Source organism: Streptosporangium sp. NPDC053982, from assembly GCF_055585205.1.
Window position 1 is genome coordinate 296,493 of the sequence record NZ_JBVJKQ010000001.1, and the last position, 25,913, is coordinate 322,405.

23 protein-coding genes are annotated in these 25,913 nt (G+C 70.9%); 10 read left to right on the plus strand and 13 right to left on the minus strand.

Features of this window, described 5'->3' with window-relative positions; genetic code table 11:
• Positions 1–8: 8 nt before the first annotated feature.
• Both ACZ6W9_RS01350 and ACZ6W9_RS01355 read right to left on the minus strand, forming a co-directional pair.
• Positions 9–2,759: a DNA methyltransferase gene (locus tag ACZ6W9_RS01350; protein WP_470116526.1), complete on the minus strand. Its 2,751-nt coding sequence runs from the start codon at positions 2,757–2,759 to the stop codon at positions 9–11.
• Positions 2,760–2,774: 15 nt separating this feature from the next.
• The gene (locus ACZ6W9_RS01355) at positions 2,775–3,095 is read right to left on the minus strand and encodes a hypothetical protein (RefSeq protein ID WP_470116527.1); all 321 of its coding nucleotides are present in this window, start codon (positions 3,093–3,095) and stop codon (positions 2,775–2,777) included.
• Between the two features lie 197 nt (positions 3,096–3,292).
• Between ACZ6W9_RS01355 and ACZ6W9_RS01360 the strand changes: the two genes are divergently transcribed.
• Positions 3,293–3,925: a hypothetical protein gene (locus ACZ6W9_RS01360; RefSeq protein ID WP_389958564.1), complete on the plus strand. Its 633-nt coding sequence runs from the start codon at positions 3,293–3,295 to the stop codon at positions 3,923–3,925.
• 163 nt (positions 3,926–4,088) lie between these two features.
• On the opposite strand, the gene ACZ6W9_RS01365 is transcribed toward ACZ6W9_RS01360, so the two are convergent.
• Both ACZ6W9_RS01365 and ACZ6W9_RS01370 read right to left on the minus strand, forming a co-directional pair.
• Positions 4,089–5,363 (minus strand): phthiocerol/phthiodiolone dimycocerosyl transferase family protein, encoded by a 1,275-nt coding sequence (locus tag ACZ6W9_RS01365; protein WP_470116528.1) that lies wholly within the window; start codon positions 5,361–5,363, stop codon positions 4,089–4,091.
• 106 nt (positions 5,364–5,469) lie between these two features.
• Positions 5,470–7,092, minus strand: coding sequence for an alpha/beta hydrolase (locus ACZ6W9_RS01370; protein WP_470116529.1), 1,623 nt, complete (start codon positions 7,090–7,092; stop codon positions 5,470–5,472).
• 343 nt (positions 7,093–7,435) lie between these two features.
• On the opposite strand from ACZ6W9_RS01370, the gene ACZ6W9_RS01375 reads away from it, so the two are divergent.
• Positions 7,436–8,953, plus strand: coding sequence for an alpha/beta hydrolase (locus ACZ6W9_RS01375; RefSeq protein WP_389958571.1), 1,518 nt, complete (start codon positions 7,436–7,438; stop codon positions 8,951–8,953).
• 276 nt (positions 8,954–9,229) lie between these two features.
• On the opposite strand, the gene ACZ6W9_RS01380 is transcribed toward ACZ6W9_RS01375, so the two are convergent.
• Positions 9,230–9,961, minus strand: coding sequence for a helix-turn-helix domain-containing protein (locus ACZ6W9_RS01380; RefSeq protein ID WP_389958573.1), 732 nt, complete (start codon positions 9,959–9,961; stop codon positions 9,230–9,232).
• Positions 9,962–10,222: 261 nt separating this feature from the next.
• Positions 10,223–11,491: an FAD-binding oxidoreductase gene (locus tag ACZ6W9_RS01385; protein ID WP_389958576.1), complete on the minus strand. Its 1,269-nt coding sequence runs from the start codon at positions 11,489–11,491 to the stop codon at positions 10,223–10,225.
• A gap of 70 nt (positions 11,492–11,561) precedes the next feature.
• On the opposite strand from ACZ6W9_RS01385, the gene ACZ6W9_RS01390 reads away from it, so the two are divergent.
• Positions 11,562–12,167 carry a TetR/AcrR family transcriptional regulator gene (locus ACZ6W9_RS01390; protein WP_470116530.1) on the plus strand — a complete coding sequence of 202 codons (606 nt, stop codon included), beginning with the start codon at positions 11,562–11,564 and terminating at the stop codon, positions 12,165–12,167.
• 37 nt (positions 12,168–12,204) lie between these two features.
• Here the strand turns inward: ACZ6W9_RS01390 and ACZ6W9_RS01395 are convergent, their stop codons facing one another.
• Positions 12,205–12,669, minus strand: a complete 465-nt coding sequence (locus tag ACZ6W9_RS01395) for a hypothetical protein (protein ID WP_389958581.1) — start codon at positions 12,667–12,669, stop codon at positions 12,205–12,207.
• A gap of 131 nt (positions 12,670–12,800) precedes the next feature.
• Here ACZ6W9_RS01395 and ACZ6W9_RS01400 point away from each other — a divergent pair, with 131 nt between their 5' ends.
• Positions 12,801–13,109, plus strand: coding sequence for an antitoxin (locus ACZ6W9_RS01400; protein ID WP_362928967.1), 309 nt, complete (start codon positions 12,801–12,803; stop codon positions 13,107–13,109).
• A 155-nt stretch (positions 13,110–13,264) separates the two neighbouring features.
• On the opposite strand, the gene ACZ6W9_RS01405 is transcribed toward ACZ6W9_RS01400, so the two are convergent.
• On the minus strand, positions 13,265–14,584 hold the full coding sequence (locus ACZ6W9_RS01405) for a UDP-glucose dehydrogenase family protein (RefSeq protein ID WP_389958583.1): 1,320 nt from the start codon (positions 14,582–14,584) through the stop codon (positions 13,265–13,267).
• A 147-nt stretch (positions 14,585–14,731) separates the two neighbouring features.
• Here ACZ6W9_RS01405 and ACZ6W9_RS01410 point away from each other — a divergent pair, with 147 nt between their 5' ends.
• A complete protein-coding gene (locus ACZ6W9_RS01410) occupies positions 14,732–15,895 on the plus strand; it encodes an acyl-CoA dehydrogenase family protein (RefSeq protein WP_362928971.1) in 1,164 nt (387 codons plus the stop codon).
• A gap of 238 nt (positions 15,896–16,133) precedes the next feature.
• On the opposite strand, the gene ACZ6W9_RS01415 is transcribed toward ACZ6W9_RS01410, so the two are convergent.
• Positions 16,134–16,358: a hypothetical protein gene (locus ACZ6W9_RS01415; protein ID WP_389958586.1), complete on the minus strand. Its 225-nt coding sequence runs from the start codon at positions 16,356–16,358 to the stop codon at positions 16,134–16,136.
• Between the two features lie 353 nt (positions 16,359–16,711).
• On the opposite strand from ACZ6W9_RS01415, the gene ACZ6W9_RS01420 reads away from it, so the two are divergent.
• Complete coding sequence (locus ACZ6W9_RS01420; protein WP_389958589.1) at positions 16,712–17,641, plus strand: hypothetical protein; 930 nt, start codon at positions 16,712–16,714, stop codon at positions 17,639–17,641.
• Positions 17,642–18,350: 709 nt separating this feature from the next.
• The gene (locus ACZ6W9_RS01425; RefSeq protein ID WP_470116531.1) at positions 18,351–19,319 is read left to right on the plus strand and encodes an endonuclease/exonuclease/phosphatase family protein; all 969 of its coding nucleotides are present in this window, start codon (positions 18,351–18,353) and stop codon (positions 19,317–19,319) included.
• A gap of 7 nt (positions 19,320–19,326) precedes the next feature.
• Here the strand turns inward: ACZ6W9_RS01425 and ACZ6W9_RS01430 are convergent, their stop codons facing one another.
• The 3 genes from ACZ6W9_RS01430 to ACZ6W9_RS01440 are packed head-to-tail and all read right to left on the minus strand — an operon-like array spanning position 19,327 to position 22,888.
• Positions 19,327–21,069, minus strand: coding sequence for a pyruvate, phosphate dikinase (locus ACZ6W9_RS01430; RefSeq protein WP_389958597.1), 1,743 nt, complete (start codon positions 21,067–21,069; stop codon positions 19,327–19,329).
• Positions 21,066–21,689, minus strand: a complete 624-nt coding sequence (locus tag ACZ6W9_RS01435) for a transcriptional regulator (RefSeq protein WP_470116532.1) — start codon at positions 21,687–21,689, stop codon at positions 21,066–21,068. The genes ACZ6W9_RS01430 and ACZ6W9_RS01435 overlap by 4 nt, the downstream gene beginning before the upstream one ends.
• Positions 21,686–22,888 carry a TetR family transcriptional regulator gene (locus tag ACZ6W9_RS01440; RefSeq protein ID WP_389958602.1) on the minus strand — a complete coding sequence of 401 codons (1,203 nt, stop codon included), beginning with the start codon at positions 22,886–22,888 and terminating at the stop codon, positions 21,686–21,688. Before ACZ6W9_RS01440 ends, ACZ6W9_RS01435 begins: the two co-directional genes overlap by 4 nt.
• A gap of 234 nt (positions 22,889–23,122) precedes the next feature.
• Between ACZ6W9_RS01440 and ACZ6W9_RS01445 the strand changes: the two genes are divergently transcribed.
• Positions 23,123–23,356, plus strand: coding sequence for a CopG family transcriptional regulator (locus ACZ6W9_RS01445; protein ID WP_389958604.1), 234 nt, complete (start codon positions 23,123–23,125; stop codon positions 23,354–23,356).
• Complete coding sequence (locus tag ACZ6W9_RS01450; protein ID WP_470116533.1) at positions 23,341–23,790, plus strand: type II toxin-antitoxin system VapC family toxin; 450 nt, start codon at positions 23,341–23,343, stop codon at positions 23,788–23,790. The genes ACZ6W9_RS01445 and ACZ6W9_RS01450 overlap by 16 nt, the downstream gene beginning before the upstream one ends.
• Before the next feature lie 51 nt (positions 23,791–23,841).
• On the opposite strand, the gene ACZ6W9_RS01455 is transcribed toward ACZ6W9_RS01450, so the two are convergent.
• Entirely contained in the window at positions 23,842–24,516 is a 675-nt protein-coding gene (locus ACZ6W9_RS01455) for a helix-turn-helix domain-containing protein (protein WP_389958609.1), read from the minus strand.
• A 360-nt stretch (positions 24,517–24,876) separates the two neighbouring features.
• Here ACZ6W9_RS01455 and ACZ6W9_RS01460 point away from each other — a divergent pair, with 360 nt between their 5' ends.
• Positions 24,877–25,860, plus strand: a complete 984-nt coding sequence (locus ACZ6W9_RS01460; protein WP_389958612.1) for an ArsR/SmtB family transcription factor — start codon at positions 24,877–24,879, stop codon at positions 25,858–25,860.
• The last annotated feature ends 53 nt before the right edge of the window (positions 25,861–25,913 follow it).

Sequence of the window (25,913 nt, forward strand, 5' to 3'; positions counted from 1 at the left end):
TCTTCGCTTCAGACCCCGATGTCCAGGGTGCCCTGGTCGTCTCCGATGCCGAAGGGAGCGTAGGGGCGCCGCCCCGTGGCGATCTCCTCATTGAGCTTGAGCAGCCGGGCCACGATCTCCTGAGGATTGTGAGCCACGGCGCTCGGCCAGCCATATGCGGCTGCAACCGCCTCGTCCAGCTCTCTGTGGAGCGCCTTGAGGTCGGTGTAGGCACCCTCCTCTACGAGGTTGTAGAGCCGCGTGAGACCGAAGTTCTCCTCAGCGCAGATCTTCTGCCGACACTCGATGATCTTCTGGGCCGCTTCCCCGATCCGTTTCGCGATTTCCTTGCTCACGGGATCTGGCCAGGAGAACGTCATGAAGACCGTCGTTGGTGTGTAGCGGATGTCGCCCTTGAGGGTGGAGCTCTTAGCCCACGCCCATGCCATGTGCGTGGAAGAGGAAAGGATGCCCATTGAGTAGTCGTCGTCAAGGGCGAAGACATTGGTGAGATCACTTGGACACGTCCAAGGGTCCACCCATGTGAACAATGGTCGCTTCCCTATGCGGACGCCTGCTATATAGCGTGGAAGTCCGTCGAGGGCCTGGCGCATTCCAGGTCGGCCCTCCGCGAACTGCCACCAGCGCTCCCTGTAGATCTTCCGGTTGTTGGTTGCCCGCTTGGGCTTCACCTTCAGCCGTGCGATCTCAAGCGCCTCCGGGTAGCGCATCGCGCTCTCCAGCGGCATGTTGGCGAAATCGATGATCCAGCGGGTGGCCTGCTGCTGAGGGTGTTCTGCGATGTCCTCGCCGATGAGATAGGGACGTATCACATCGCGATATCGTGGAGTCGAATGCGATAAAAGTCTCCGTGCTTCCTCGTCGCTGATGAAGAAGTCCCCCGAGGGGATCACCCCTTGGAAACAGCGGCCCTTATTGGCGGGAAGTTCATGGCTGCTTGCTGTGGACTCCTCTGCCGACCGGAGTTCGGCCGTTATGCCTGAAACGGGACGGCCATTCAACAGGAACTCGGCCGGCTGGGCCTCCGGACGCTTTATCCAGCTCACCAAGCTGACGTGTACCTTGGCCTCGCCCGGCCACTTCTGACTGGAGACCGCATCGGTGATCACGCCGCCGTGGGCGGTGATGTACTCAAGACTCGCCGAGCGGGCCCGGTTCTGCGAGATGGAGTTCGTGCCGACGAGGCCCGCGCGCTGGCCCGGCTTCAGGTGATCGTTGGCTTTACGGAACCAGTAGACGCAGTAGTCCTTGATCCCGGTGTTGAAGGTTCTCTGCAGCCACTTCACCGTCTCGTCACCGAGGGAGGAACGAAGCTGCTGTGACCCGAGGAAGGGTGGATTGCCGATCACGCAGTCGACCTCCGGCCAGGGGGCGAGCAGGGCATCTCCGCGCTGGATGCCCGCAAGTTCCGGGAGCGGAAGCGGGTTCTCCGCGGGTCCGAAGCGCTCGATCATCTGCCGCTGGCCCATCCAGAGCGTCAGGCGGGCGATCTGGGCCGCGACGCTGTTCATTTCTATGCCGAGCATGTTGCGCAGCGGGAAGTACGGCGGGACGCCGGGAGGCACCGGAAGCCCGGTTTCCTCGGAGAGACGCACCATACGCAGCTTCAGCTCGCGTTCCAGGGTGCGAAGCTCCCGGTAGGCGATGTAGAGGAAGTTGCCGCAGCCGCAGGCGGGGTCGAGCACCCGGAACTCGCAGAGCTCGTCGAGCACCTGCCGGGCCTCGGCCGGGGTGGTCGTCGCCTCGATCCGCTCCGTCCACGGTCGCACGATCACCGGCCGTACGATCTTCATGATGTCCGACTCATGGGTGTAGTGGGCGCCGAGCTCGTGGCGGCCCTCATTGCTGAGGAAACCCTCCATCAACGAGCCGAAGATGGTGGGGTTGACCTCTCGCCAGTCGTATCCGCAGGCCTCGAGGAGGATCCTCAGCTCGTCTTCGGTGAGGTCGATCTTCGATGGCCGTGAGAAGAGATCGCCACCGGCGTAGGGAACTCCCCTGAGGGGGTCGGTGCGCACGCGGTAATCGGGATCGCCGAGGGCGTCGAACAGGCCGCCCAGGGCGATATAGGTGTTCCATATCTTCGGGTGGTCGAGCACGGCCTTGGCGAGGTGCTTCATCGCGTTGCCCCGGATCATGCCGAAGTCTTCTGCGAACATGACCCAGACGGTCTGGAGGACGAACGCTCCAATCTTCTCGCGTGATGCCGCTCGCCTGGACACCAGGCTCTGGTAGAGCTTCGCCATGGTGGAGGCGGCCTGGGTGGTCAGACCCCGGTCGGCGACATCGAAGATCGGTTCCTCGTCACCGCCCGCGAGGAACTGCAACGTCTCGTACTTGTCCGGCAGCTCTTCGAGGGACAGCACCGCTCGGGGCGCCTTCGGAAAGCGCCCCGGCTCCCACACCTCGAAGCGGTGGAACGCGCAGAGCACGACGTAAGGCGGTGCCGCGCGGTTCTCGTCGGAGTCCGAGGACTCCCGCCAGTAGGCGAGAGCCTGCTTGCGGTGCTGGTCGAGGCGGCCTGCCTGGCTGGGGGCCTTCATCTCGATGATGCACACACCGGACCAGTGGAGGTCCATGAAGCCCTGGGACGACTTGTTGTCCTCCAGCACGGCGCCGGCCGCCTTGCGGTCGTTGCCGTAGCAGGCGAAGAGTTCGTTCAGGAATGTCTGAGCTTCTGATCGCTCAGTGCCCTGGTAGTCCTTCCACCGGGAGACGAAGTCCCGTAGGGCGGACTGGATCTCTTCACCGCTGCGCAACGCCGCCTCCTGGCATCAGAACATCCGCTGCTGGTCGCCCCCGAAGTGGGTCGCCTGGAACAGCTCCCGGCGAACGGATTCCAGCTGGGTGATCGCTGAGTCGAGGGCGACCACCAGGTTGGGATTGTCCACCATGCGGCTGACATTTTTCCGGGCTTTACCAGCACGGATGATGGCGTCCTCAATGCCGGAGATCGTCCCCGAGATCTCGTTCATGGACATCTCGTCGGCGTACTGCTGCGGCGAACGGACGTCACGGGAGTCGTCGATCAAGGGCCTCAGTTCAGGTGGCTGGTTCATGGTCTTCCCCTCAGACACGTTGAGCGCTTTCACCATATCGGGCATCCTCCCGTCACTTGCCGCACGCCTCTCTCGACGGCATCGAAGGAGCACCATGATCTTGTTGCACCCCTCGCCGGGGCCGTCGGACCGGCCGTCTCCCGGCTCGTGGCGGGTGCGGTAGAAAGGCGCCCGTGACCGAAGACCACCGAAACAGTTCCCGACGTCGGACCGGACCGGGTACGGCGCGCCTCGTGAAGATCCTGGCGGGCGCCCTCGCGGCCGGAGCGGGCTTCGGCGCGGCGACCTCCCTGACCAACGTCCTCTCCAACCACTACGCGGATCTCGAAAGCCGGGCCGCCACCACCGGCGGGGTCTCGGCGCTGGAGATCGTGAGCGTGCTGGTGGACTCCGGCTGGGCGTGGGCGGGGTTCGCGGTCCTCATCGGCTGGCTGGTCGCGTGCGCCGGAGAGGACCGTCCCGGGACGGCGGTCCGGGCCGCTGCCGCCGCCGCCCTGGCCCTGCTCGCCGCCACGGCGGCCTACAGCTTCGTGGACACCGTCCGGGGCGGTGGGCCGCTGTCCTCCTGGTACGAGTCCGAACCTCTCTTCTGGTGGGTCACCAGCATCCTCTTCGGTGCGCCCCTGGGAGCCGTGGGCGCCTGCGCCCGGCGGCCGGACGTGGCCGGTCTGCTCGCGAGGCTGGTCGTGCCGGTCGGCGCCGCCGTGCAGATGGTCGTGCTTCCGCCCGGCAGGAACGAGCGGATCGAGGCCATGGGGCAGGCGATCGTGTTGGCGGCGGCCGCGGTGGCCGCCGGCCTCGTCGTCGTCCGCTTCCTCGCCGCGTGGCGGCGTCGGCCCTCGCCGGTGGGCATGGGGGCACCGTGACCTGTACGGCGCCGGCGGACGGGCCGAGGCCGTTCTTCACCCGCACGGAGCGGTACGCCTTCGTGGGCGGTGTGCAGCTCGACGGCTGACGGACGGGTGACGGCCCCGCCGCCCGCGGAGCCGTCACCCGTCGTCTCGGACCCGATGTCCGGGGCGCGCCGTACTACGTCCGCAGAGCGTCGGCCCCCTCAACGACCCCGCAGTGTGTGAGGCGGCCGGCGATGTCGGCGGGGAGACCTCTCGTGTCGCCGTGCGTCGTCAGCGCCATCCGCAGTGATCCGGCGTGCGTGACGACGCCGAGGATCCGTTCGTCGCGGACCTGCGTCGTCATCGTCGGGCCCCAGATCGCGACCGCGGACGGCGTGCCGGGCTCGGAGATTCCCAGGTTGGTGATCTCCAGGTCGGCGGAGGTGGCGGCGAGCATCGCCGCCTCCGCCTCCAGGGCGTCGGCGGGGTCGAGCGAGGCGAGCATGAGCGCCGCGTCGCGGGCGGCGTCGCGTGCCGCCCGCAGCTGCGCGGTCGCGTCCTTCGCGAGGGACCAGAGTGTGCCGCGCGCGGGTTCCCGCAGAACCACGGTCGTCGCCGTGAAGCGGTTGACGACGTCGTCATCGAGGCCCAGCGCCGAGCGGAGGTCGATGGGAACGTTGATGCGGATGCTCTCGGCACCGGTGCGCGCGGAGAGCGCCTGCGCGGCGGCGGCGCAGAGCGCGCCCTGGACGGTCGACCCGTGGACGCGGGCGGTCGAGCGGAGGTGTCCGGTGGTCGCGGGGTCGAGTTCGGCGACCTCGACGCTCGGCGCCGTGGCGTCGAACGGGCGGATCGTGGCGGCGGCCGGATCCGCCGGAGCGTCCGGGACGTGATCGGCCGCCTCCGCCGGAGGAGCGGGGGCGGGGGTGTGATCGGCCGGCCGCTCCGCCCGGGGCAGGCGCTCCAGCAGGCTCTCCTGATCGATGGGCACCGGCCGGGCCGGGGGCGTCCGCCCGTCGAGGATCGCGAGGAGGTCGTGTGCCGCGCGCAGCGCGCCGCGTCCGTCGGTGACCTGGTGGGAGAACGTCAGGAGGACGACGGTTCCGTGGTCACCGGAGGCGTCGCTCACGAGCGTCGCGCGTGCCAGGGGACTCCCGCCGGCGTCGATGGGGCGGGTCTGCTCCTGTGCCGCCGCCTCGCGCCAGTCGCCGCCGCGGACCTGCCGGACGGGGATGGTCTCGGCAGACCCCCGGAACACCGGGCGGTCGCCGGTGCGGTCGATGCCGGCGGTGAGCAGCGGGTGCGTCTTCTGGAGGTGTGCGAGCGCGTCCTCCAGCCGCTGCGCCGAGACGGGCGACCCGAGTTCGACGGCGAGTGAGAACTGCACCGGGTTACGGCCGATGTAGAGGTCGATGATGTGTTCGAACGCTCCCAGCGAGCGCATGACCGGGTGTGCTTGAGGGTTGTGCATGCCGTCCTTCGTGTCGATGGGCCGGGCGCGTCGGTGCTCGGACCGCTCGGTCTCCTGGCGCCGGATTCCTGCCCGGGAAATCCAGATCGATGACCGGCGGTCCTGTTCAGAGCCGGCAGTGCCGGTCTTCCGCGGGGAGCTTCAGATCGATGAGGTAGTCGGCGAAGGCGGCGTTGACGCAGGGGTTGACCCCCTCCTGCGCGACGGTGTGCCGCGCGCCCTCGACGGTGAGCACGGTGCCGCCGATCGCGTCGGCCAGGACCTTGCCGGCCGCGTAGGGGGTGGCCGGGTCGCCGGTGACGGAGATGATCAGGGTGCCGGGCAGGTCCTTGACGTCCTGGGCGTAGGGGATGCCGAGGCTGGGCTCGCCGGGCCAGGACTCGCACGCGTCCCGGGTGACGCCTTCGACCTTCTCGCCGCTGTCCACGTACGGGCTGGTTTTGATGATGTCGGCGCGCAGCCGGGCTTCTTCCTCCGGGGTGCGGCGCGCCTCGTCGTTGCAGTTGATGGCGAGGTTGGCCTCCAGGAAGTTGTCCCAGACGCCGGAGGCGTCCCGGCCGCCGAACAGGTCGCCCACCTTCGTTATCTGCGTCCCGTCGCCCTTCTTGAGCTGGGCGAGGCCCTTGATGAGCACGGGCCAGGCCTCGGGGTAGTAGAGGCCGGCGGTGACGCTCCCGACGGCCTGGTTGAAGTTCATCGTGCGCCCCTTGCCGGCGGGGACGGGCTTGTCGATCAGCGGCCGGACCAGTTTCTGGAAGGCCTCCGTGGCCTTGGCCGGGTCGTCGCCCAGCGGGCAGTCCTTGCCGGCGGCGCAGGAGGCCGCCAGTTTCTCGAAGTTCTTCTGGAAGCCGGCCTGCTGGGTGAGCCGCCGCCGCGGGTTCTCCGCGGTGGGGTCCACCACGCCGTCCAGCACCAGCGCCCGTACCTTCTGGGGGAACATCTCGGCGTAGACCGCGCCGAGCCGGGTGCCGTAGCTCTGGCCCGCGTAGGTCAGTTTCTCGTCCCCCAGGGCCGAGCGCAGGACGTCCATGTCCCGGGCGGCGTTGCGGGTGCCGACCGCTGCCAGGACCTCTTTCCCGCCCGAGCCCTTCGCGCAGCGCTCCGCCAGGCGCCGGGTGTCGTCCTCGGCCCATTCACCCGCGGAGGCCAGCAGCGTGGTCTGGTCCTCGCCGCGATCGCGTTCGGCGTCGGTGAAACAGCTGATCGCGGGGGTCGACGACCCGACCCCGCGCGGATCGAACCCCACGACGTCGAACCGTTGCAGCAGTGGGCTCTTCGCGTACGCGGCGGCGAAGCTCGTCGCCTGGACCATGCCTGAACCACCCGGACCGCCCGGGTTGAGCACCAGTGACCCGATGCGCTGTCCGGGGTCCCCCTGGGCGGGAAGCCGGAGCACCGCGACCTGCATGGCCTTGCCGTTCGGCTCCTGGTAGTCCAGCGGCACCTTCAGCCGGGCGCACTCGAAGGGATTGACGTAGAGCTTCTTCTGCCCCGGCGTGGTGGCGTAGCCCTCGCACGAGCCGAAGGACAGTTTCTGCCCGTAGTAGGCATCCAGCCCGGCGGAGGACGGCTGCGGCTTGCGATCCGCCGACGTCGGGGTGCTCGTGCAGGCGGCGACCAGCGCGAGCACCACCGCCGCCGCCGGGGCGGCGCCGACGCGACCCGCGGTGAGCCGGGGGACGAGTGAACGGGACCGGTCCGTGGACGCGCCGGGGTCGAACAGGGGCATGGGATTCCTTCGGAGTCGATCGGTTCAGCAGGTTGAACCCTCAACGAGACACCATGCCGTGGCGGCACACTCAACTTCGTGCGGGTGTGACCTTCCGGGGACGGTCCGTGACCTCACATGGGACGTTCGGCGGTGACACGGCCGGGCCCGCGCCGTGTGACGCGGTGGCGTACGGCCGTGAGCCCGCGGCGGCGGCTTCCTGACGGTCCAGACGATCGGCGCCGCCCCGGCGGGGTTTCGGGGCCGTCCGGGGAAGACCTGCCCGGTGTCCGTTTGACCATGACCTGAGGGCACGGTTTCAGATGGGGGACGAGCCCCCGCTGAGGGGGCGGGACAGGAGGCGATGATGTTTCGAAGGCGTGGTACGGCCCTGGTGGGGGCGCTGGGGCTGGCCGGTGCCCTGGTCGCGGTGATTCCGGCGACGACCGGGGCGGCGGCGGTGGGGAAACCCGCCGCGGGGCCGGCGTGGGCGGCGTGTCCGGCCGACGTGGTGGTGGCGCCGGCGGCGCAGGGGATGGTGCGGTGCGCGAAGGTGCCGGTTCCGTTGGACTACGGCGACCCGGACGGCACCCAGATCGAGATCATGGTGTCGCGGATCGCGAGCACGAATCCGGACAAGCGGCGCGGTGTGCTGATGTTCAACCCGGGCGGTCCGGGCGGCACCGGGCTGGACCAGCCGGCGCTCCTGTTCTCGAAGGGACTGCCGTCCAGCGTCACGGACGCCTATGACCTGATCGGCATGGACACCCGGGGTGTCGGCCATTCGGCTCGGGTGAGCTGCGGCTTCACCGCCGGGGACGCCTACTGGGCCAACATCCCGCCGTACGCGGCCGACGACGCGGCCGTGACCCGGCAGGCGGAGGTCGCCAAGGACGTCGCCGCCCGGTGCGCCGCCAAGGACACCGGCGGGCGCCTGCGGCACCTGAGCACCGCCAACATGGCGCGCGACCTGGACCGCATCCGCGCCGCCCTCGGCGAGAAGAAGGCCAGCTTCTACGGGGCGTCCTACGGTACGGCGCTGGGTGCGGCGTACGCCTCGATGTTCCCGGCGACCACCGACCGGGTCGTGCTGGACAGCAACATCGGCGACACCCACCTCGACCGGGCCGGCCTGCGCCGGTACGCGCTCGGCATGGAACAGGCGTTCCCCGACTTCGCGAAGTGGGCGGCGAAGCGACACGACTCCTACGGCCTGGGCCGTACACCGCAGCAGGTGCGCAGGACGTATTTCGCCATCGCCGAACGGCTCGACCGCACACCGTCCCCCGACGGGATCACCGGTCCCGCCTTCCGGCAGTTCACCTTCGCCTCCCTCTACAACAAGCTCCAGTACGGCCCCCTCGCCCAGGGCTGGCAGGCGTTGCTGAAGCCCGGCCAGACGCCGCCGAAGGCGACGAAGGCGCCGAAGACGGCGGCTCCCAACCCGGCGGACAACGCCTTCACCGTGTATCTTGCCGTGACCTGCAACGATCGTCAGTGGCCCGAGGACGTGGACACCTACCGGCGGGCCGTCACGCAGGACCGCGAGCGGTACCCGCTGTTCGGCGCGGCCAGCGCCAACATCATCCCGTGCGCCTTCTGGAAGCACGAGCCGGCCGAGCCGCCCGTCAAGATCAACGACCAGGGGCCGCGCAACGTGCTGATCCTGCAGAACCGGCGGGACCCGGTCACCCCGCTCGCGGGTGGCAGGCTGCTGCGGGAGAAGTTCGAGAAGCGCTCCCGGCTGGTGGTCGCCGACGAGAGCGGGCACGGCGTCTACGTGCTCGGCGGCAACGCCTGCGCACTGAACGTGACCACGTCCTACCTGGTCGACGGCACGATGCCGGCCGGTGACAGGACCTGCCGGAGCGACTCGCGTTGACTGTGCCCCGAGGGCATGGTGTGGAATGCCGGCATGTGGGGGAATGTCGGCCGGGGTCGTCGAGCTGTACAACCCCGCGCAGATCGACGTCCCGCAACGTGTCGACGTCATCCTCGGCCGGGACGAACCCGCCGGGTGAGACGTCCCCGGCCGCCGCGGCCCCGGACGTCTCACCCGGCGCCGCCCGTCTGTACGCCCGAATCCTGCGGCGTTTCGCCCGCGGCAGCGGCGGCGCGATCGGATGCCGGGCGACCGCCGCGTTCCGCGGTGATGGCCTCAGCCGTCCGTGTCGGACAGCAGTCGGCCGGTGCGCCGGAGGACGTCCAGCTGCGCGGGGTTGTAGAGCTCTGCCAGGGCCTTGTCGACGATCTGCTCGACGTAGCGCTTGCTGTACCGGCTGCCGGCGTTCGTGATCTTCGCTTCGGGGTGCTTCGCGTACAGCGTGCGTACGTAGGGCGCCATGTCTCGGGCCACGGCGATGCGGGTCTGCTCGTCGGCGTCAGGGGGGAGGGTGTTGAACCGCTCGGCGACCGGGTCGGTGGCGGGTTCGCGCAGCATGTCCGTCCAGGCGCGCATGGTCTCCTCGCCCAGGATCCGGGTCAGCACGACGACGAACGAGCGGTCCGCGTGCGGCATCTTCGCCACGGCATCGGGTGCGGCGAAGCCGGACGGCAGTTCGGTCGGGGTGGACTGCCGCAGGAGGAAACCGAGTTCGAGGCGGGCGCGTTGGAGCCGTTCGATGGTGACCGCGAGTTCGGCGTCGAGGCTGCGCAGGGCCTCCACCGGATGGTCATCGGTGTCGTCCATGGCCGCGATCTGGGACAGCGAGAACCCGAGGTCCGTCAGGCGCTTGATGCGCAGTATCCGGACGAGGTGAGCGACCCCGTACTGTTTGTAGCCGTTGGCGAGCCGGTGCGGCTCCGCCAGCAGCCCGACCTCGTGGTAGTGCCGTACCGCCCGCAGCGTGGTGCCGGCGAGTTGGGCGATCTCGCGGGTGCTCCAGGTCACGTCGTTCCTCCGTCCGGCGGCGCTTCTCCGCCGCCGTGCTACCCCATCGGCTCCAGTGAAGACCATCCCGTGAAGGCACGGTCGAGCCGCCCCCGGGGAACCCGTTCCGGACCGCGGTCTCCGCGGCGCAGGCACGGGTTCCCCGGCTCCTTCACGCCCCGCGTCCAGGCCGGCCTGACCGGCGCCCGCACCTGATCGTGGACCACGGCCAGGACCGCCGGGGTACGCGTCATGCGGCGGTCACGTCGCGGATACCGGCTGTCAGAGCCTTCCGGGGGCCTGGAACACGAGGCCGGAGTCGTACCGCTGTTTGGCGGCGCGCAGGCGCTCGGCGTTCGGTCCGAAGGCGGCGGCGGTGCGCTCGGTGTCCTCCGGGCCGAGCAGGTTGGGGTAGCCGCCCGGAAGCCGGTCGGTTCCCCGCACCCAGGCCCGGTGCCGGTCCTCGGCGGGGTCTCCCGGTTCCCAGGCCGCGATGGTCTCGATCATCAGGTGCGGCGTCCGGTTGTGGAATGCGGTGGCGTCGGCGGGGACACGGGCGGCCGCCCCGTGGAGGCTGTGCAGCGAGATCCCGGAGAACGGCGAGGTCATGGCGCTCGCGGTGTCGGTCAGGACTTCCTGGACCGTCCGGTCGAGTCCGGTGACCGTGCTCGTCCCGATCTCGACGTGGCGGCCGGGCGGGAACATCGCGTCGATCTGGGCGAGCTGATCGGTCATCGTGACCGGGCCGACCTGCGCCGTCAGCGGTTCGCCGAGTTCGGTGAGCCGTTGCAGCACCCGGGTCCCGGCCTCGGGGTCGCCGCACCAGGTCGGTGCGGCGAAGAGCGCCGGCTCACCGGTCGGGGCGGTGATGAAGCCGGCCTGCACGGTCAGCTCGTCCGGCCCGCGCAGCAGTGACTCCTCCAGCTCCGGCAGGACGTCGAACCGAAACATGATCATTCCGGCCAGGATCGCCGGCACCGTGTGCAGCCTGATCCGCATCGTGGTGACCACGCCGAAGTTGCCTCCACCGCCGCGCAGGGCCCAGAGCAGCTCGGGGTCGTGCTCCTCGTCGGCGGTGACCAGCGTGCCGTCGGCGAGCACCACGTCGGCCGACAGCAGGTTGTCCGCGGCGAGGCCGAACCGGCCGCTGAGCGGCCCGTACCCACCACCGAGCGTCAGGCCGGCCATCCCGACCGAACCGGCCGTCCCGGTCACCGCGACCAGGCCGGCCCGCTGCGCGGCCGCGGCCACGTCGGCCGAGGTGGCGCCGCCCGCCACGGTGGCGACCGCGGTGGCCGGGTCGACGCTCACCTGTCGCATCGGGCTCAGGTCGAGCGTCAGCCCGCCGTCGGCCAGTGCGCGACCGGCCCAGTCGTGCCCGCCGCCACGGACCGACAGCGGGAGACCTCTCTCCCGGGCGGCCCGGACCCCGGCCTGGACGTCAGCCGTGTCGGCGCATCGGAGGACGGCGAGCGGACGGCTGGTCACCGCGCCGTTCCAGATCTTCAGGGCTGCTTCATATTCCGCTCCGGATGTCAGCATGTCGCTCATGTCGCCAGAGTAACCGCATACTCATCAGAGCCAAACTCTGATGAGTGGCGCAGGCTATGCTCGGATGGCCATGACCGAACCGCCGAGAAGCCGCCGGGCCGAGTACGCCGCGGCCACCCACGCCGCCATCATCGACGCGGCGCGTCTGCTCTTCGCCCGCAACGGATACTTCGCGACGAAGGTCGAGGACATCGCGGCGGAAGCCCGCGTCGCACCGGCCACGGTGTACGCGGTGACCGGCGGCAAGCGGGGGCTGATCCGGACGCTGGTGGACCGGTGGAGCCAGGCGCCGATCATCGCGCAGACCCTCTCCCGGCAGGAGACCCTCACCGACCCGGACGAGATCCTGCGGCGCACGGCGTCCGTGGTCCGGGACATGCGTGAGACGTACGGCGACATCGTGCGGCTGATATTGACGACCGCGCCGCACGACACCGGGCTCGCCGAGGACCTGCGGGTGGCCACGAGACGCTACCGCGATGCCATCGAAGCCGTCGCCGTCCGGCTCCGCGACGTCGGTGGTCTGCGGGCGGGGATGACCGTCGCGGAGGCGACCGACATCCTCTGGTTCTACTTCGGATACTCCGGCTATTTCACCATGGTCGATGACAACGGCTGGACCTACGAGCAGGCGGAACGCTGGCTGGTCGCCCAGGCCGCCGCGGCTCTTCGCTGAGACCCGATCGCCGCCGCACCCGTCGGCGGGTGCGCGGTCAGGCGGTGTCGCCCAGTTCCTTGGTCAGCCGCTCCAGGCCGCCCCTGATGAGCCTCCCGTAGTCGTCGTCGCCGAGCGCGCCGATCATGGCCCGTCCTCGCCGGAGGTGCTCACGGGCGCGGTCGAGATCGCCCAGCCTGCGGTAGCAGTCGCTCAGGTTGAGGTGCAGCGACGGATACAGGCCGGCCACCGAGAGCGTCACCCCGGCCTCGGCCGCCCGCTCGTCGGTGACCAGGTCGGCGGCGGCGAGCGCCCGCAGATCCCACATCAGCTCCTCGTGCACGTCGTCCTGCGTGTCGGCCATCGAGTGGGCGAGGACGCAGACGTGCAGCGGATCGCCCTGCTCGCCGCCGATGTCACCCCAGATCCGTGCGAGAAGGTCGCGGGCGGCCTCCCGCTGACCCCGGTGGTGGTTCAACACCGCCGCCTCGCCGATCCGGGCGAGCGTCGGGTCAGTGATCATGAGCGGCTCCTTGGCGGTCGCGGTGATCGCGCCACTCTACTTTCCCGGCACGACGGGAGGCGGTGTGTGCCCTCGCCCGAGGCGGGTAGGGCCCGCCCTGAGGCCGTACAGGACGAGAGGGAGGGGTCGTCATGAGCGGGATCGGAGACTGGGCGAAGAAGGCCGAGGACCTCGCCAGGGAACACCCGGACCAGGCCGACCAGGTGCTCGACCGGGGTGAGGAGTTCGCCGGCGAGCGGACCGGCCACAAGTACGACGAGCAGATCGGCAAGGGCGTCGACGCCGTCCAGCGACGCTACGGCGGCGGCGACGCGGGCCCCGAGGCCGACCCCCGGGGCGGCACGGAACCCGTGGATCCCCGCGGGGACGCGGGCCCCGAGGCCAGGCCCCAGGGTGGTCAGAACGACGCGGGCCCCGAAGGGCGCGTCCAGGGAGGCTGACGCCGGACCGCCCGGTGCGGGGTCCCGTTCCGCGGGACCCCGCACCGGGCGGTCAGGACACGCGTCCGCGCCGGCACCCCGTGACGGCGGCCACGATCACGCTGATGGGGACCACGGCGGTCCGGCGGGTGCCGCCTCCGGCCGGTGCGGCCCGGTCACGGGCGGCCGAGGGCGCGGTAGTGCCAGCCGGCGTTGCGCCAGAGCTCGGCGTCGAGGGCGTTGCGGCCGTCCACCATCTTGCGGGAGGCCACGACGGCGCCCAGCTCCTCGGGGTCCAGCTCGACGAACTCCCGCCACTCGGTGAGCAGCAGCACGACGTGGGCCCCGCGGGCCGCCTCCATCGCGGACTCGCCGTACGACAGGTGCGGGTGGGCGCGGCGGGCGTTCTCCTGGGCGATGGGGTCGTAGACGGTGACCCGGCCCCCCTGCTCGCTGATCTTGACGGCGACGTCGAGCGCGGGCGAGTCGCGGATGTCGTCGGAGTTCGGCTTGAACGCGGCGCCCAGCACGGTCATCGAGCAGCCCTGGAAGGAACCGCCGGCCAGTTCGCGGGCGAGGTCGACCATGCGGGCCCGGCGGCGCATGTTGATCATGTCCACCTCGCGCAGGAACGTCAGCGCCTGGTCGGCGCCGAGTTCGCCCGCGCGGGCCATGAAGGCGCGGATGTCCTTGGGCAGGCAGCCGCCGCCGAAGCCCAGACCGGCGTTGAGGAACTTGCCCCCGATGCGGTCGTCGTAGGACAGGGCCTGCGAGAGCTGCTTGACGTCGGCGTGCGCGGCCTCGCAGACCTCGGCCATCGCGTTGATGAAGGAGATCTTGGTGGCGAGGAAGGCGTTGGCGGCGACCTTGACCAGCTCGGCGGTCGGGTAGTCGGTGATCACCAGCGGGGTGCCGGCCTCCAGCATCGAGGCGTACACCTCCCGCATGACCTTCTCGGCCTTGTCGGAGGCCACGCCCAGCACGATCCGGTCGGGCCGCAGGGTGTCCTGGACGGCGTAGCCCTCGCGCAGGAACTCCGGGTTCCACGCCAGCTCGGCTCCGGCGCCGATGGGCGCCAGCCGGGCCAGCTTGTCGGCCAGGCGCTGGGCGGTGCCCACCGGGACGGTGGACTTGCCGACGACCAGGCACTCGCGATCCAGGTGCGGGGCCAGAGCCTCGATCGCGGCGTCGAGGTAGGAGACGTCGGCTCCGTACTCGCCGGCCTTCTGAGGAGTGCCGACGCACAGGAAGTGCACGTCGCCGAAGGCGGCGGCCTCCTCGAAGGAGGTGGTGAAGCGCAGCCTGCCCGCGGCGATGTTGCGCCGCAGGATCTCCTCCAGGCCGGGTTCGTGGATGGGCAGGTCCCCGGCCTGCAACCGAGCGATCTTCTCGGCGTCGACGTCGACGCCGAGGACTTCGAAGCCCAGTTCCGCCATGCACGCGGACGTCGTCGCACCCAGGTATCCGGTTCCCACCATCGTGAGGCGGTAGGCCACTGGCGTTCCTTTCGGTTCTGCCCGATTCTGTGCCGTCAGGGTATCGGCATCCTAGGAGACCACTTTGCCACCTGCACAAACAGGCAGCGATGCATCTCACACGGGATGGATCGGTCCATACATTGTTGGACGTCCTACTATTTGCCCATGAGCTTCCCTCTCTACGCCCTGCCTGAAGAGCACCAGATGCTCAGGGAGACCGTCCGCGCCCTCGCCGACGAGAAGATCGCCCCCCGTGCGGCCGAGGCCGACGAGACGGGGGAGTTCCCCTGGGACGTCTACAAGGCGCTGGTCGCCGCCGACCTGCACGCCATCCACGTTCCCGAGGAGTACGGCGGCGCGGGGGGCGACGCCCTGGCGGCCGTCATCGTCATCGAGGAGGTGGCGCGGGCCTGCGCGTCGTCCTCGCTGATCCCCGCGGTCAACAAGCTGGGCACCGTACCGCTGCTGCTGTCGGCGTCGGAGGAGCTCAAGCAGCGCTACCTCGCGCCGGTCGCGCGAGGTGAGGCGATGTTCTCCTACGCCCTGTCGGAGGCCGAGGCGGGCAGCGACGCCGCCTCGATGAAGACCCGCGCCGTGGCCGACGGCGACCACTACGTGCTCAACGGCGCCAAGATGTGGATCACCAACGCCGGGGTGTCGGAGTACTACACGGTGATGGCCGTGACCGAGCCGGGCGCGGGGGCGCGCGGCATCTCCGCGTTCGTGGTGGAGAAGGGCGACGAGGGCGTCAGCTTCGGGCCCAAGGAGAGGAAGCTCGGCATCAAGGGCTCCCCGACCCGCCAGGTCATCCTCGAGGACGTCCGGGTCCCGGCGTCCCGCATGATCGGCGCGCCGGGCACCGGTTTCAAGACCGCTCTGGCCACGCTCGACCACACCCGCGTCACGATCGCCGCCCAGGCGCTGGGCATCGCCCAGGGCGCCCTCGACTACGCGGTCGGCTACGTCAAGGAGCGCAAGCAGTTCGGCAAGGCCATCGCCGAGTTCCAGGGCGTGCAGTTCATGCTCGCCGACATGGCGATGAAGCTGGAGGCCGCCCGGCAGCTCACCTACGCCGCCGCCGCCCGGTCCGAGCTGGCCATGCACGGCGAGCCGCAGGCCGACCTGACGTTCTTCTCCAGCGCCGCCAAGTGCGCCGCCTCCGACGCGGCCATGGAGATCACCACCGACGCGGTGCAGCTCCTCGGCGGGTACGGCTACACCAGCGACTACCCGGTGGAGCGCATGATGCGCGACGCCAAGATCACCCAGATCTACGAGGGCACCAACCAGATCCAGCGCATGGTCATGGCGCGCCAGCTGCTGAAGTAGGCCCTTGGGCAGGAGAAGCCCTCTCCTCCGTGGAATCGTCCGTCTGCCTTCGTGGCTCCCGGATGGTCTCGCGTGTCCCTGTTCCGCCCCTGCTCCGTGGAACACGATGCGGGGACGGAACAGGCTCATATTCATTGCTTCTGTGGGTCGGCCATGAGCGGGCGTCGCCGGGGAGGACTCCAGAGAGTCGTGTAAGGGTGTGGACCCCTGGCGGTGGCGCCCCCTTCTTGGAGAAGGGTCACGCTTCTGGATCGCTGCCGCGATCTCGCTTGAGTGTCGAGCACACCGCCGCTGTGCCGGCAATCCACAGTCCGGCTGCTCCCCCTGCGGCTCCGGCGCCGATCATGACGGATCCGGCGACCGAGCCGCCATCCCCGAGGGCGAGAAGGGTGCCTGCGACGCCAACCAGGAGCGAGAGCAAGGTGCCGGCGATGGCCCACCAGATGAGGTTCGTCGTGCTCACAGGCTGCTCTCTCCTTCCCAGGAGACCGCACGCCTGTTCCGGCTGGATGTCGGACGAAGATTCATGACACTAGGAGTAGCAGGGCGTAAACCTTGGAAACTCTTCGTTGGCCCGCTTCGGATGAGGTAGTTGCTCCTCCGGACGTCTCCGGACGCCTCCGGACGCGATCGGACGCATCCGGTCAAGCTTTCTAAGTGCGACAAGTCGTGTTTGGCGCAACGAACTGCCGCGATCCTGACCTGTGGGACCATGGTTACCTCTGAGGGCCAGGTGGCAGGACGGACTCTTTCCCTGTCTAGCCGTGTCCTCTTTGTTCATTTATAGGGCATTTGCGATCCCAGGCAGGTTGGATCATGAGTGAAGCCGATCCAGGTGGTGACCCCCTTGCGTCGCTTGTGGCGCGGATGCGGAAGCTGTACTCCGTTGAGGCCGGTCAGCCGCCCTATCCGATGCTCACTCGAGTGGCGGAGAGCGTCATCGCCGAGGCCGGTGAGGAGCGTGAGTGGCTGAGGCCTCTCCCGCGTACCACTGCTCACGATCTTGTGAGTGGAAAGTCCAAGAGAATTCCCGATTGGCTGCTGGTGCGAACTCTTGTGATTGTTTGTCACCGTATTGCCGTTAAGTCCGACCTTGACATCGCTTCCCTGAGTGATCTTTTTGGGGAGTTCCAACAGCTTTGGCGAGCTGCGAAGGAATGGGAAGGGATCACCTCGCCTGTAGCCCATCCTCAGGAGGAGTCGCTCTCGGAGGGCGAGGAGCAAACCGCCGAGAACGAGATGGCCGGCGACATCCTTGCTCCACTCGCCGGAGAGGCTCCTGCCCAGAGGACTGCACCGACAGTGTTTCCCATACCAGAAAGCTGGGGGCGCCCAGGTGGGCAAAGGCTCAAGCAGGCTCAGGACGGCGACGCCTGGGCTGCCTATGAGCTGGCCGTACTGCTGGCATGCGAGGCTGCCGGTATGGCCGAGAGCGACCCAGAGGGGGCGAAGTACTGGAGCGACGCGGCGGCCTACTGGAGGGCGAGAGCGATGGGAAAGGTTGCTCAAGCCGCAGAGCTCCGGCTGCAAGGCCTTCAACTGGTTAATGCGGCTCGCGCTCTGGCCGTTGATCACAAGAAGGCTGGAAGTGTTGGCTCGATAGCCTTCTTCGAAGCGGTTACGAAGGCGGAAGGGGCTGTCCAGGGCCTCAAGTTCGCATCCGCAACGGACACGAGGCCGGGAGAAGTCGCCGTCTTCAATGATCTCGACACGTCAGGAGACGGTGGTGTGCTCGATGGAGCCTGAGATCTGTCTGATACATGAGCCCTGCACGTGACCGTCGGCGATGTTCAACGATCGCACCGCGTTTGAAGCGGTGATGAGCATGTTCCGGCTGCGCCGCCGCATCGGCCGCCCCCGCACCCGGCCGGACCGGCTGGTGGCCGACAAGGGCCACCACTCCTCCCGGAAGATTCGCTTCCGTCTGCGGCGACGCGGCATCGGCGCGATCACCTCCGAACGGCCCGGTCGGATTGCCGGCCGCGAACGCGAGGTGACCGCGTGGGCCGCCCGCTCTCAATGCTGCGGCCTGCAAGGGGCGCGATGCGGTGGAGCGGTGCTTCGCCGAGCTCAAGCAACGGTGAAGCCGTCGCCACCCGCTATGACAAGGTCACCGGCCGCTCGGGTCCGCTCTGGAGCCCGGTGAACGTTCGGGCTCCAGAAATGTGCGGGAATTCCGGAAACATTTGGGAAAGCCCGTCGCGCCCGCCGTCACCGTCGGCGCGGCGAGCACCTTACGAGTGACGCGAATGTCACGATCATGTCTTATGGCGATCGGGATCTTTCAGGAGACGATCGATCAGTCCGGCGGAGAGGCCGGTACCGCGTCGAACCGGACGGGGAACCCATGGCGGGTCGCCATCACCCGATCACGGGCGGGAGTGGGCCGCCGAGGTACGCCGCCGGGGCGGGACGGATGCCGGTGTCCCGGTCCATGACGTACCCGGGAGGCTCGTTGCGTCGCCTCGTTCGTTCTCTCGTCGCCGGCTGCGCCGCCGCGCTCGTGGTGGCGGCCCCGGCACCGGCGCACGCGGCGGGCGCGCCGCCGTCGGGCGCCGGCCAGCGTTTCGCCCTGCTGTCCCAGGCCAACGGCCTGTACGTCAGCGCCGAGGCCGACGACCAGGGAACGGACGAGGGCATACTCCGGGCGCGGGGCGGGCTGGTGAAGTCGTGGGAGCAGTTCACGCTCGTCGACGCCGGATCCGGCCTGTACGCGCTCAGAGCCAAGGCCAACGGCCTGTACGTCACCGCGGAGAAGGACTACGCCGGCGGCGGCGCCGGCATGCTGCGCGCCCGCGCCTCCTCCATCGGGTCCTGGGAGAGATACAGACTCGTGCCGATCGGGCAACTGGTCTCCGGTACGGCGGTGGCGGCGCAGAAGGTCTGCGTGCCCGACGTGAACAATGTCGACCGGGGCTCCTACGGCATCGCGCTGGCGGTTCCCGACGTCAACACCTGGTACGCGGCGACGCCGCTGACCTCGCCGCCCGGCTACGAGCAGCGCACCGCGCTGTGCGCGGTGGTGGAGTCCAGGGCGCTGAGCCTCTGCGCCGCGCACCTCAGCTCCGCGCTGTCCGCCGACGACCCCGACGGCCGCTACCGGGCCCGGCAGGTGTCCGAGCTGCTCGCCGCGGCGGCCAGGCCCGGATACCGGTCCGTCCTGGGCGGGGACCTGAACCTGACCCCGCCCGACAGCCCGGCCGGACCCGTGCCCGACGCGCTGGCACCGGTGTACGAGGCGTACCGGGGGTGCGACCAGCCGGCCCACGGCGGCGCCCGCACCGGCGTCCCCACCTCGGGCAACTCGAAGATCGACTACATCTTCGGGCCGAAGTCGGCCGGGTACCGGTGCCGGGTGGACACGTCCGACACCGGCTCCGACCACAAGCCGATCTACGCCACCATCACGATCCCCGGCCCCTGATCCCGGGTCAGGGGCGCCGTCCGAGGGCGGCGTGGGCGGCGGCGAGGCGTTGGGGGGCGGGGCGGCCGGAGGCGTCGCCCGACACCTCGTCGGCCCATTCGAGCAGGCGGCGCAGGTGGGGGTCGGCCGCGGACGCGGTGAGCGGAGGGCTGCCGAGGACGACCTCGCCGCCGGTCCCGTCGATGGAGATGAGCGTCCCCTCGGGGAGCACCCGCCCGCCGGCCCGCACGGAGCCGCCGGTGACGGTGAGGCCCGCGACCCCCACGACGGCCGGTTTGCCCATCGCCCGCGCGACGATCGCGGCGTGGCTGGCCGGGCCGCCGCGGGCGGTGACGATTCCGGCGGCGGCGGCGATGCCGTGCATGTCGAGCGGGGAGGTCTCCGGACGGACCAGGATGACGGGGCCCTCCCCGGCCATCCGGACCGCGCTGTCCGCGGTGGCCGCCACCCGGCCGGCCGCGACACCCGGGCACGCCCCCAGCCCGCGGGCGAGAAGGCCGGCCTCGCCGGCCGTCGTCAGGCGGACCGCGCCGGCGTGCCGGAGATGGTGGGGGGAGACCCTGAGCAGTGCCTCGTGACGTCCGATCACGCCCTCGTCGGCGAGGCCGGTCGCGAGACGGACGGCGGCGGCGCCGGTGAACCGGCCCGGGCGGGCCTGCAGCAGCCACAGCTCACCGGCCTCGAAGGTGAACTCCAGGTAGCACGCGTCGCGGTAGTGAGCCTCCACGCGGTCCAGGGCGTCCAGGAGGGCGGCCCACACGACCGGTTCCCGGTCGGCCAGGTCGCGCAGGGGGAGGGTCGACGACCTGCCCGAGACGACGTCCTCGCCCTGGCGGCCGAAGAGGACCTCGCCGAACGGGACCGGCTCGCCGGTGTTGGGATCGCGGCTGAACGCGACCCCGGTGCCGCTGCGGTCGTCGCGGTTCCCGAACACCATGGCCTGCACGACCACCGCCGTGCCGAGGTCGTGCGGGATGGCGTGGAGCTCGCGGTAGGTCGTCGCGCGCGGCGTCTCCCACGAGGAGAAGACCGCCGCGACGGCCTGCCCGAGCTGCTCGGCCGCGTCGTCCGGGACGGGCCGGCCGGCGCGCCGCCCGATGACGGCCTCGACCTCGCGGATCGCCCGGGACAGGAGGGCCGGGACGTCGCCGGGCCCGTCCACCCCGTGCCGGGCCGCCTCATCCGCCGCGGCGCCGCCGGGATCGCGTCCGGTCGCCTCACCCGCGAAGACGCCGCCGGATCCGCGTCCGGTCGCCTCGCCCACGACGGCGTCGAGGGTCTCCGCGGTCAGGTCCGTGGTCGCGGTGGCGAAGCCGTACAGGAACCTCAGCCGCGCGTCGAGCGCGAACCGGGCGTCACCCGTCTCCGCCGCCAGCGCCGTCGTGGCCGCGGTGGTGAGACCGAGGTTGAGGATCGTGGTCATCATGCCGGGCATCGACTCGCGCCCGCCGGAGCGGACGGACACCGCCAGCGGTCTCTCCCGCCCGCCGAGCCTGCGGCCCGTGGCCTCCTCCAGGGCGGCGACGGCGGCCGCCAGTTCGCCGTCGAGGCCGTCGGGCGGCCGCCCGTCACGGAGGAAGGCGCGGCACGCGTCGATGCCGATGACGAACCCCGGCGGCACGGGCAGTCCGAGCCGCCGCAGCAGGACGAGGCCGTACGCCTTGCCCCCGATGGCGTCGGCCGTCTCCCCGGCGTCCGGCGAGAGCGGGTGGATCCATCTCGTCGGCGGCCGCCCGTTCCGGCGGGTCACCGGGGGATGCCCAGGGTGGCGAGCAGGTCCTCGTGGAGCTGGAACCACACCGAGTGGTACGACTCCATGTCGTCCGTCACATGGTCGAGGTCGCCCGAGGCCACCCGGGCGAGCGCGCCGGCGAGGCGGACGCCGTACCGTCCGAACCGCGGCAGCGCCGCGGACAGGTCCGCGCAGACCGCCTGGGCGCGCCGGTCGAGATCGGTGAGCAGGCCGAGGACCCGGGCGTCGTAGGCGGGGTCGGTGTGGTCGTTCACCACCGGTACGTCGTCGGTGGAGCGCAGCTGCCAGGCCCCGCAGATGTCGAGCAGCTCCGGGTTGAGGACGAGGAAGCGGTCGTACGCGACCGCCACGGCGGTCCGGGCGCCGGCCGCCTCCAGCTCCTCGGTGATCCGCCGGGCGTCGGCGGCCCGGCCGGCCTCGGTGAGGCCCCACCCGCCGAAGACGCCCGCCGTGTACGTGACGTGGCCCGCGACGGCGAGGTCGATGAGCTCGGACTCGACGTCGGACTCGCCGAGCCCCGTCACCGCGGCCACCCTGGCCGTGTCGGTGAACCCGGCGCAGCGGAGCGCGTGGAGGACCCGCAGGTCGCCGGCAGGGGGAGTCGGGGGAGCCGTCATGCCCCGCTCCCACCGGATCGTGCGACGTCCGGAGCGCCGGCGGTCGCCACGGCGTGGGCCGCGCCGCGGCCCTCGGCTCGGGCGACGATCCTGCCGCCCCGGACCCGCACGGCGGCCTCGGTGGCGTCGCCGACGCCCGGCAGGCCGAGGGCCGCGGCGGCCAGGGCGTGGTCGTCGAGCACCACGCGGAGGGACGGCCACGCGTCGGCGGCGAACACGCGCCGCAGGCACGCGGTGAGATCGTCGATCCTGAGCCGTACCAGGCGGCCGATCTCCGCCGGGTCGCCCGTCACGGCGACCACCGTCACCCGGTCGGCCGGGAGGGCGCCGCGGACGGCCTCCTCCGCCGCGGCCAGCCGCCCGGCCCCCAGGATCGCGATCACACCGTCGTCGCCGAGGTCGGCCCGGCGGCCGGTGATCCGGTCGGACACCCCGGCCGGCGGGATCCAGGGATCGTCGCAGGGGCGTGCGGGGGAGACATAGGGCAGGTGAGGCGGGTTCCAGGCGTCCGCCAGGTCGATGCCGGCCAGATGGCCGCAGGCCCGCACCACGTCGAACGGGTCGCCGAACCCGGGCGCGGTCTCGGCCAGGCCCGCCGAGCCGTTCAGCAGCGTCAGCGCCAGTTCGGCCAGCCGTACGCGCCGGGCGTCCCGCGGTGGGTGCGACTCGAGCGCGAGGGCGAGCAGCAGCGCCTCCAGACGGGCGACCTGGGCCAGCGCGGTCCGGGAAGGCTCGTCGTCGAGCACGCCGGTCAGCGAGCGCAACCGCAGGTGACCGTCGGCCGGCGAGTCGCCGCTCAACGGCAGCCGTTCGAGCCAGACCCTGGCGAAGGAGCCCAGCGACCCGGCCACCGAGGCCGATGAGGGCCGCGGGGCCCGCCCGTGGACTCCGGTGGTTCCGGGAGACCCGGCGTTCCCTGGAGGCCCGGCGGTCTCGTCGGCACCGGTGACGCCGGTGACGCCGACGGCTCCTGCGGTCTCGCCGGTGGAGCGTTCGACCAGGCCGACCAGCACGGCCAGATACAGCGCGCGCTTGGTCGGGAAGTTGGAGTACACCGCGCCTCGGGTCATCTCGGCCCGCTCGGCGATCCGGTCGATCTTCGCCCCTGCGTATCCGTGCTCGGCGAACTCCCGTCCCGCCGCTTCCAGCACCGCCGCGCGGGTGCGCTCCTGCTGCTGCGCCCGGGTCAATCGCGCCATCGTCACTCCTCTCCCATCACGGCATCAGGATACCTATTGAATCCGAATTCTCTTGACATCCGAATGATGATGGCATGGGAGCTGTGAGTCCGGAAGGTGGGGGCGACGGCCCGGAGGTGGACTCGTCCCCCGGAGTCCCCGGCGCGGGAAACGGTCGCCGGGTGTGGGGAGAACTCATCCATGGCGATTCGCCGGACCCCCGCGCAGTGATCCCACCGGCGGTGGGATTGATGGGTGAGCGAACCGCTGCGAACCGACAAAATGAGCATCACCGTTCCGGCTGATGTTGCTGCTGAGCTGCGCGTCCGTGCCGGGCGAGGCAACGTGTCGGCCTACGTCACCCACGCGCTGGTCCGCCAGCTCGAACATGACCGGCTGGGAGACCTGGTGACAGCGCTCGACCGGATCCACGACCCCGTCACCGACGACGAAATGGCGGCGGCCCGAGCCGAATGGCCGGGCGCGTGAGCCGCCGGAAGCGGCTGAGCCCGCATGACCACGGCGCCCTGGTCCTCGACAACGAGGGTCTCAACCGTGCGGCGATCGACCGGACGATGTACATCCGTCTCAAGGTCGCGCACCTCGACGGGCGTCGTGTCATCACGTCGGCGGCCATCCTCGCGGAAATCCTTCGCGGAGGGTCGCGGGACGCCGGCGTGCATCGCGTCCTGGGTGGTGTGGTGGTCGAGCCGGTGACCCCGGATATCGGGGAACGCGCCGGGAAGCTGATCGGCGCAGCCGGCTTGACCACTGACCAGGCCGTTGACGCCATGCTGGCCGCCACGGCCTTGACCCAGCAGGGACCCGTCCTGATCGTCGCATCCGACGTCCCCCACCTGACGGCCCTCACGGCCGCCCACCCGAAGACCGGCGTCGTCCACGTCGGCAGGCTCGGCCACTGATGCCGTCGGCCGAACGCATTCGCCGATGACGCCGTGGCGGCCGGGACGCGGTCAGGCGGCTCCGCCCGCCGTCCGTCTCCGGGTCCGGGCGGTCTCATCGGCGGGCCGAGGCACGGACGCCGTACCGCCGGACTCCCGCAGCCTGCGGCGGTAGGTCGCGGGGGGTGTGCCGTACGCCGCGTGGAACGCCCGGTTGAAGTGCGACTCGCTGGTGAAGCCCCACCGGGCCGCGACGGCGCGGACCGGCAGGTCGCTCCGCGCGGGGTCGGAGAGATCGTGGCGGCAGCGTTCGAGCCGGCGCCGCCGGATCCAGCCGGCCACGCTCAGCCCCTGCTCCTCGAAGAGCTTCTGCAGGTGGCGGACGGAGACGTGGTGCTCGGCGGCGACGAGCGCGGGGGAGAGGCCGGGGTCGGCCAGCCTCCGTTCGATGAACGCCTGGGCCCGCGCGACCATGCTCGCGCGGGAGTCGTCCACCGGGGGCCGGTCCGCGCCCAGCTCCTGGGTCAGGAGGGCGGCGAGCAGGTCGAGGGCGGCCGTGGCCACCCGGGCGTCCACGCCGGGGTCGTGGGAGGCGAGATCCCACAGGAGGCCGGCGAGGAGTGCGCCGGCGCCCGCGCGGCCGGGCAGCCTCCGCACCAGGAGGCGCTCGACCTCCGCCTCCCACCAGGCGTCGAAACGGTCACGGTCCGGAAGGTCGTCCGGCCGGAGCGTGTAGGCAGGCGTCATCTCTTCCCCGTCGAGTGATCGCGAAGTCCACCGGGGCCGAAGCGCCCCGGCTCCCGGGCCCGGAGTCGCCGGGCCGGACGGCTCCCGGGGCGGGGAGCGGCCCTTCCCCGCGGGAGTGATCCGCTTCCGGAGACCGCGGCGCTTCCCCGCGGGGGCGATCCGCCTCCGGAGATCGCCCGGCGCGGTATCGTCGAGGAGCATGATCTTCCCCCGCAGGCCGTCGCGGTGTACCGGCGCGTGCCCCGGGCCCCGGGCCGGCGCGTGCTCCGGGCACGCCTTCAGAGCATCATTCGGGCGGCCGCGGGAAGCAACGCCTTTCAGCTCTGATCGAAAAGGGGTTCCGGACGGGAGGCGCCCGGCATGATCCGTCTGCATTTCACCGAGGCGGACCTGCGAAGGGTCACGCTCGCCCCGGCTCCGGACGCGTTGCTGGAGATCGGCCTGAGCCTGCGCCGGCTCCGCGGCGCGCCGGGCGGCGCGGGCTGGTCGAGGCCCGCCGTACTCGAATGGAACAGGGGGATGGCCGCCGGTTCGGGGACCCGGGCCGGGAGGCTCCTCGACCTCGTCTCCTCTGACGAGGCGATGCCGGCCTTCCTGTGCCAGCCGGACGCCGGGGACTTCTCCGCGGGCATCGAGCGGATCAGGCGGACGCCCACCGCCCAGCTCGCCGTCGACCTGAGCCACCTGAACCCATCGCGGGAGGTCTCCGGGTGGTACCGGGAGCTCGCCGACGGAGACACGGAGGCGCGGCAGACCCTCGTCAGCGAGCTGGACGACTACTTCGCCGCGTCGATGGAACCTCTGTGGCCGCGGATCCGGGCGACCGCCGCGGCCGATCGGGCGCTACGCGCCGAGACGCTGATGCGGGGCGGCGTCGACGCCCTCCTCGCGACCCTCGGCGTCACCTGCCGGTGGGAGCCACCGGTCCTGCACGTCGGCACGGCCGGCACCTACGACATCCCGCTGTGCGGGCTCGGGCTGACGCTCGTCCCGTCGTACTTCGCGTCCGCCCCCCTGGTGGGCTACCGGCCCGGCGGGACCGTCGCCCTGATATACCCCATGGTCCCGGAGGGCCGGCCGGACGGCGCCCCGGACGTCCTGGGCCCGCTGCTCGGCCGTACCCGGGCCGCCGTGCTCGCCGCCCTGCGCCGGCCCGCCACCACCACGGCGCTGGCCGAGCGGACCGGCGTCTCACCCGCCTCCGCCAGCCAGCACGCCGCGGTGCTGCGCAACGCCGGGCTCGTCTCGACGGTCCGGACGGGCAGCGCCGTGCTGCACACGCTGACCCCGCTCGGAGAGGCCCTGCTGGGCGGCGACCCCGCCCGCCACGTCTCTACCCGCTGAACCGCCGGTGCCACCGGCGGCCGGTCGCCTGGCCCGGCCCGGAGCCGTCACCG

Coding starts and splice junctions, on each gene's coding strand:
- ACZ6W9_RS01375 (WP_389958571.1), top strand. CDS start 7,436: ATGATGTTTCGAAGGCGTGGTACGGCCCTGGTGGGGGCGCTGGGGCTG.
- ACZ6W9_RS01460 (WP_389958612.1), top strand. CDS start 24,877: ATGATCCGTCTGCATTTCACCGAGGCGGACCTGCGAAGGGTCACGCTC.
- ACZ6W9_RS01450 (WP_470116533.1), top strand. CDS start 23,341: ATGGCCGGGCGCGTGAGCCGCCGGAAGCGGCTGAGCCCGCATGACCAC.
- ACZ6W9_RS01420 (WP_389958589.1), top strand. CDS start 16,712: ATGAGTGAAGCCGATCCAGGTGGTGACCCCCTTGCGTCGCTTGTGGCG.
- ACZ6W9_RS01435 (WP_470116532.1), bottom strand. CDS start 21,689: ATGACGGCTCCCCCGACTCCCCCTGCCGGCGACCTGCGGGTCCTCCAC.
- ACZ6W9_RS01410 (WP_362928971.1), top strand. CDS start 14,732: ATGAGCTTCCCTCTCTACGCCCTGCCTGAAGAGCACCAGATGCTCAGG.
- ACZ6W9_RS01365 (WP_470116528.1), bottom strand. CDS start 5,363: ATGCACAACCCTCAAGCACACCCGGTCATGCGCTCGCTGGGAGCGTTC.
- ACZ6W9_RS01395 (WP_389958581.1), bottom strand. CDS start 12,669: ATGATCACTGACCCGACGCTCGCCCGGATCGGCGAGGCGGCGGTGTTG.
- ACZ6W9_RS01390 (WP_470116530.1), top strand. CDS start 11,562: ATGACCGAACCGCCGAGAAGCCGCCGGGCCGAGTACGCCGCGGCCACC.
- ACZ6W9_RS01355 (WP_470116527.1), bottom strand. CDS start 3,095: ATGGTGAAAGCGCTCAACGTGTCTGAGGGGAAGACCATGAACCAGCCA.
- ACZ6W9_RS01400 (WP_362928967.1), top strand. CDS start 12,801: ATGAGCGGGATCGGAGACTGGGCGAAGAAGGCCGAGGACCTCGCCAGG.
- ACZ6W9_RS01370 (WP_470116529.1), bottom strand. CDS start 7,092: ATGCCCCTGTTCGACCCCGGCGCGTCCACGGACCGGTCCCGTTCACTC.
- ACZ6W9_RS01455 (WP_389958609.1), bottom strand. CDS start 24,516: ATGACGCCTGCCTACACGCTCCGGCCGGACGACCTTCCGGACCGTGAC.
- ACZ6W9_RS01440 (WP_389958602.1), bottom strand. CDS start 22,888: ATGGCGCGATTGACCCGGGCGCAGCAGCAGGAGCGCACCCGCGCGGCG.
- ACZ6W9_RS01385 (WP_389958576.1), bottom strand. CDS start 11,491: ATGAGCGACATGCTGACATCCGGAGCGGAATATGAAGCAGCCCTGAAG.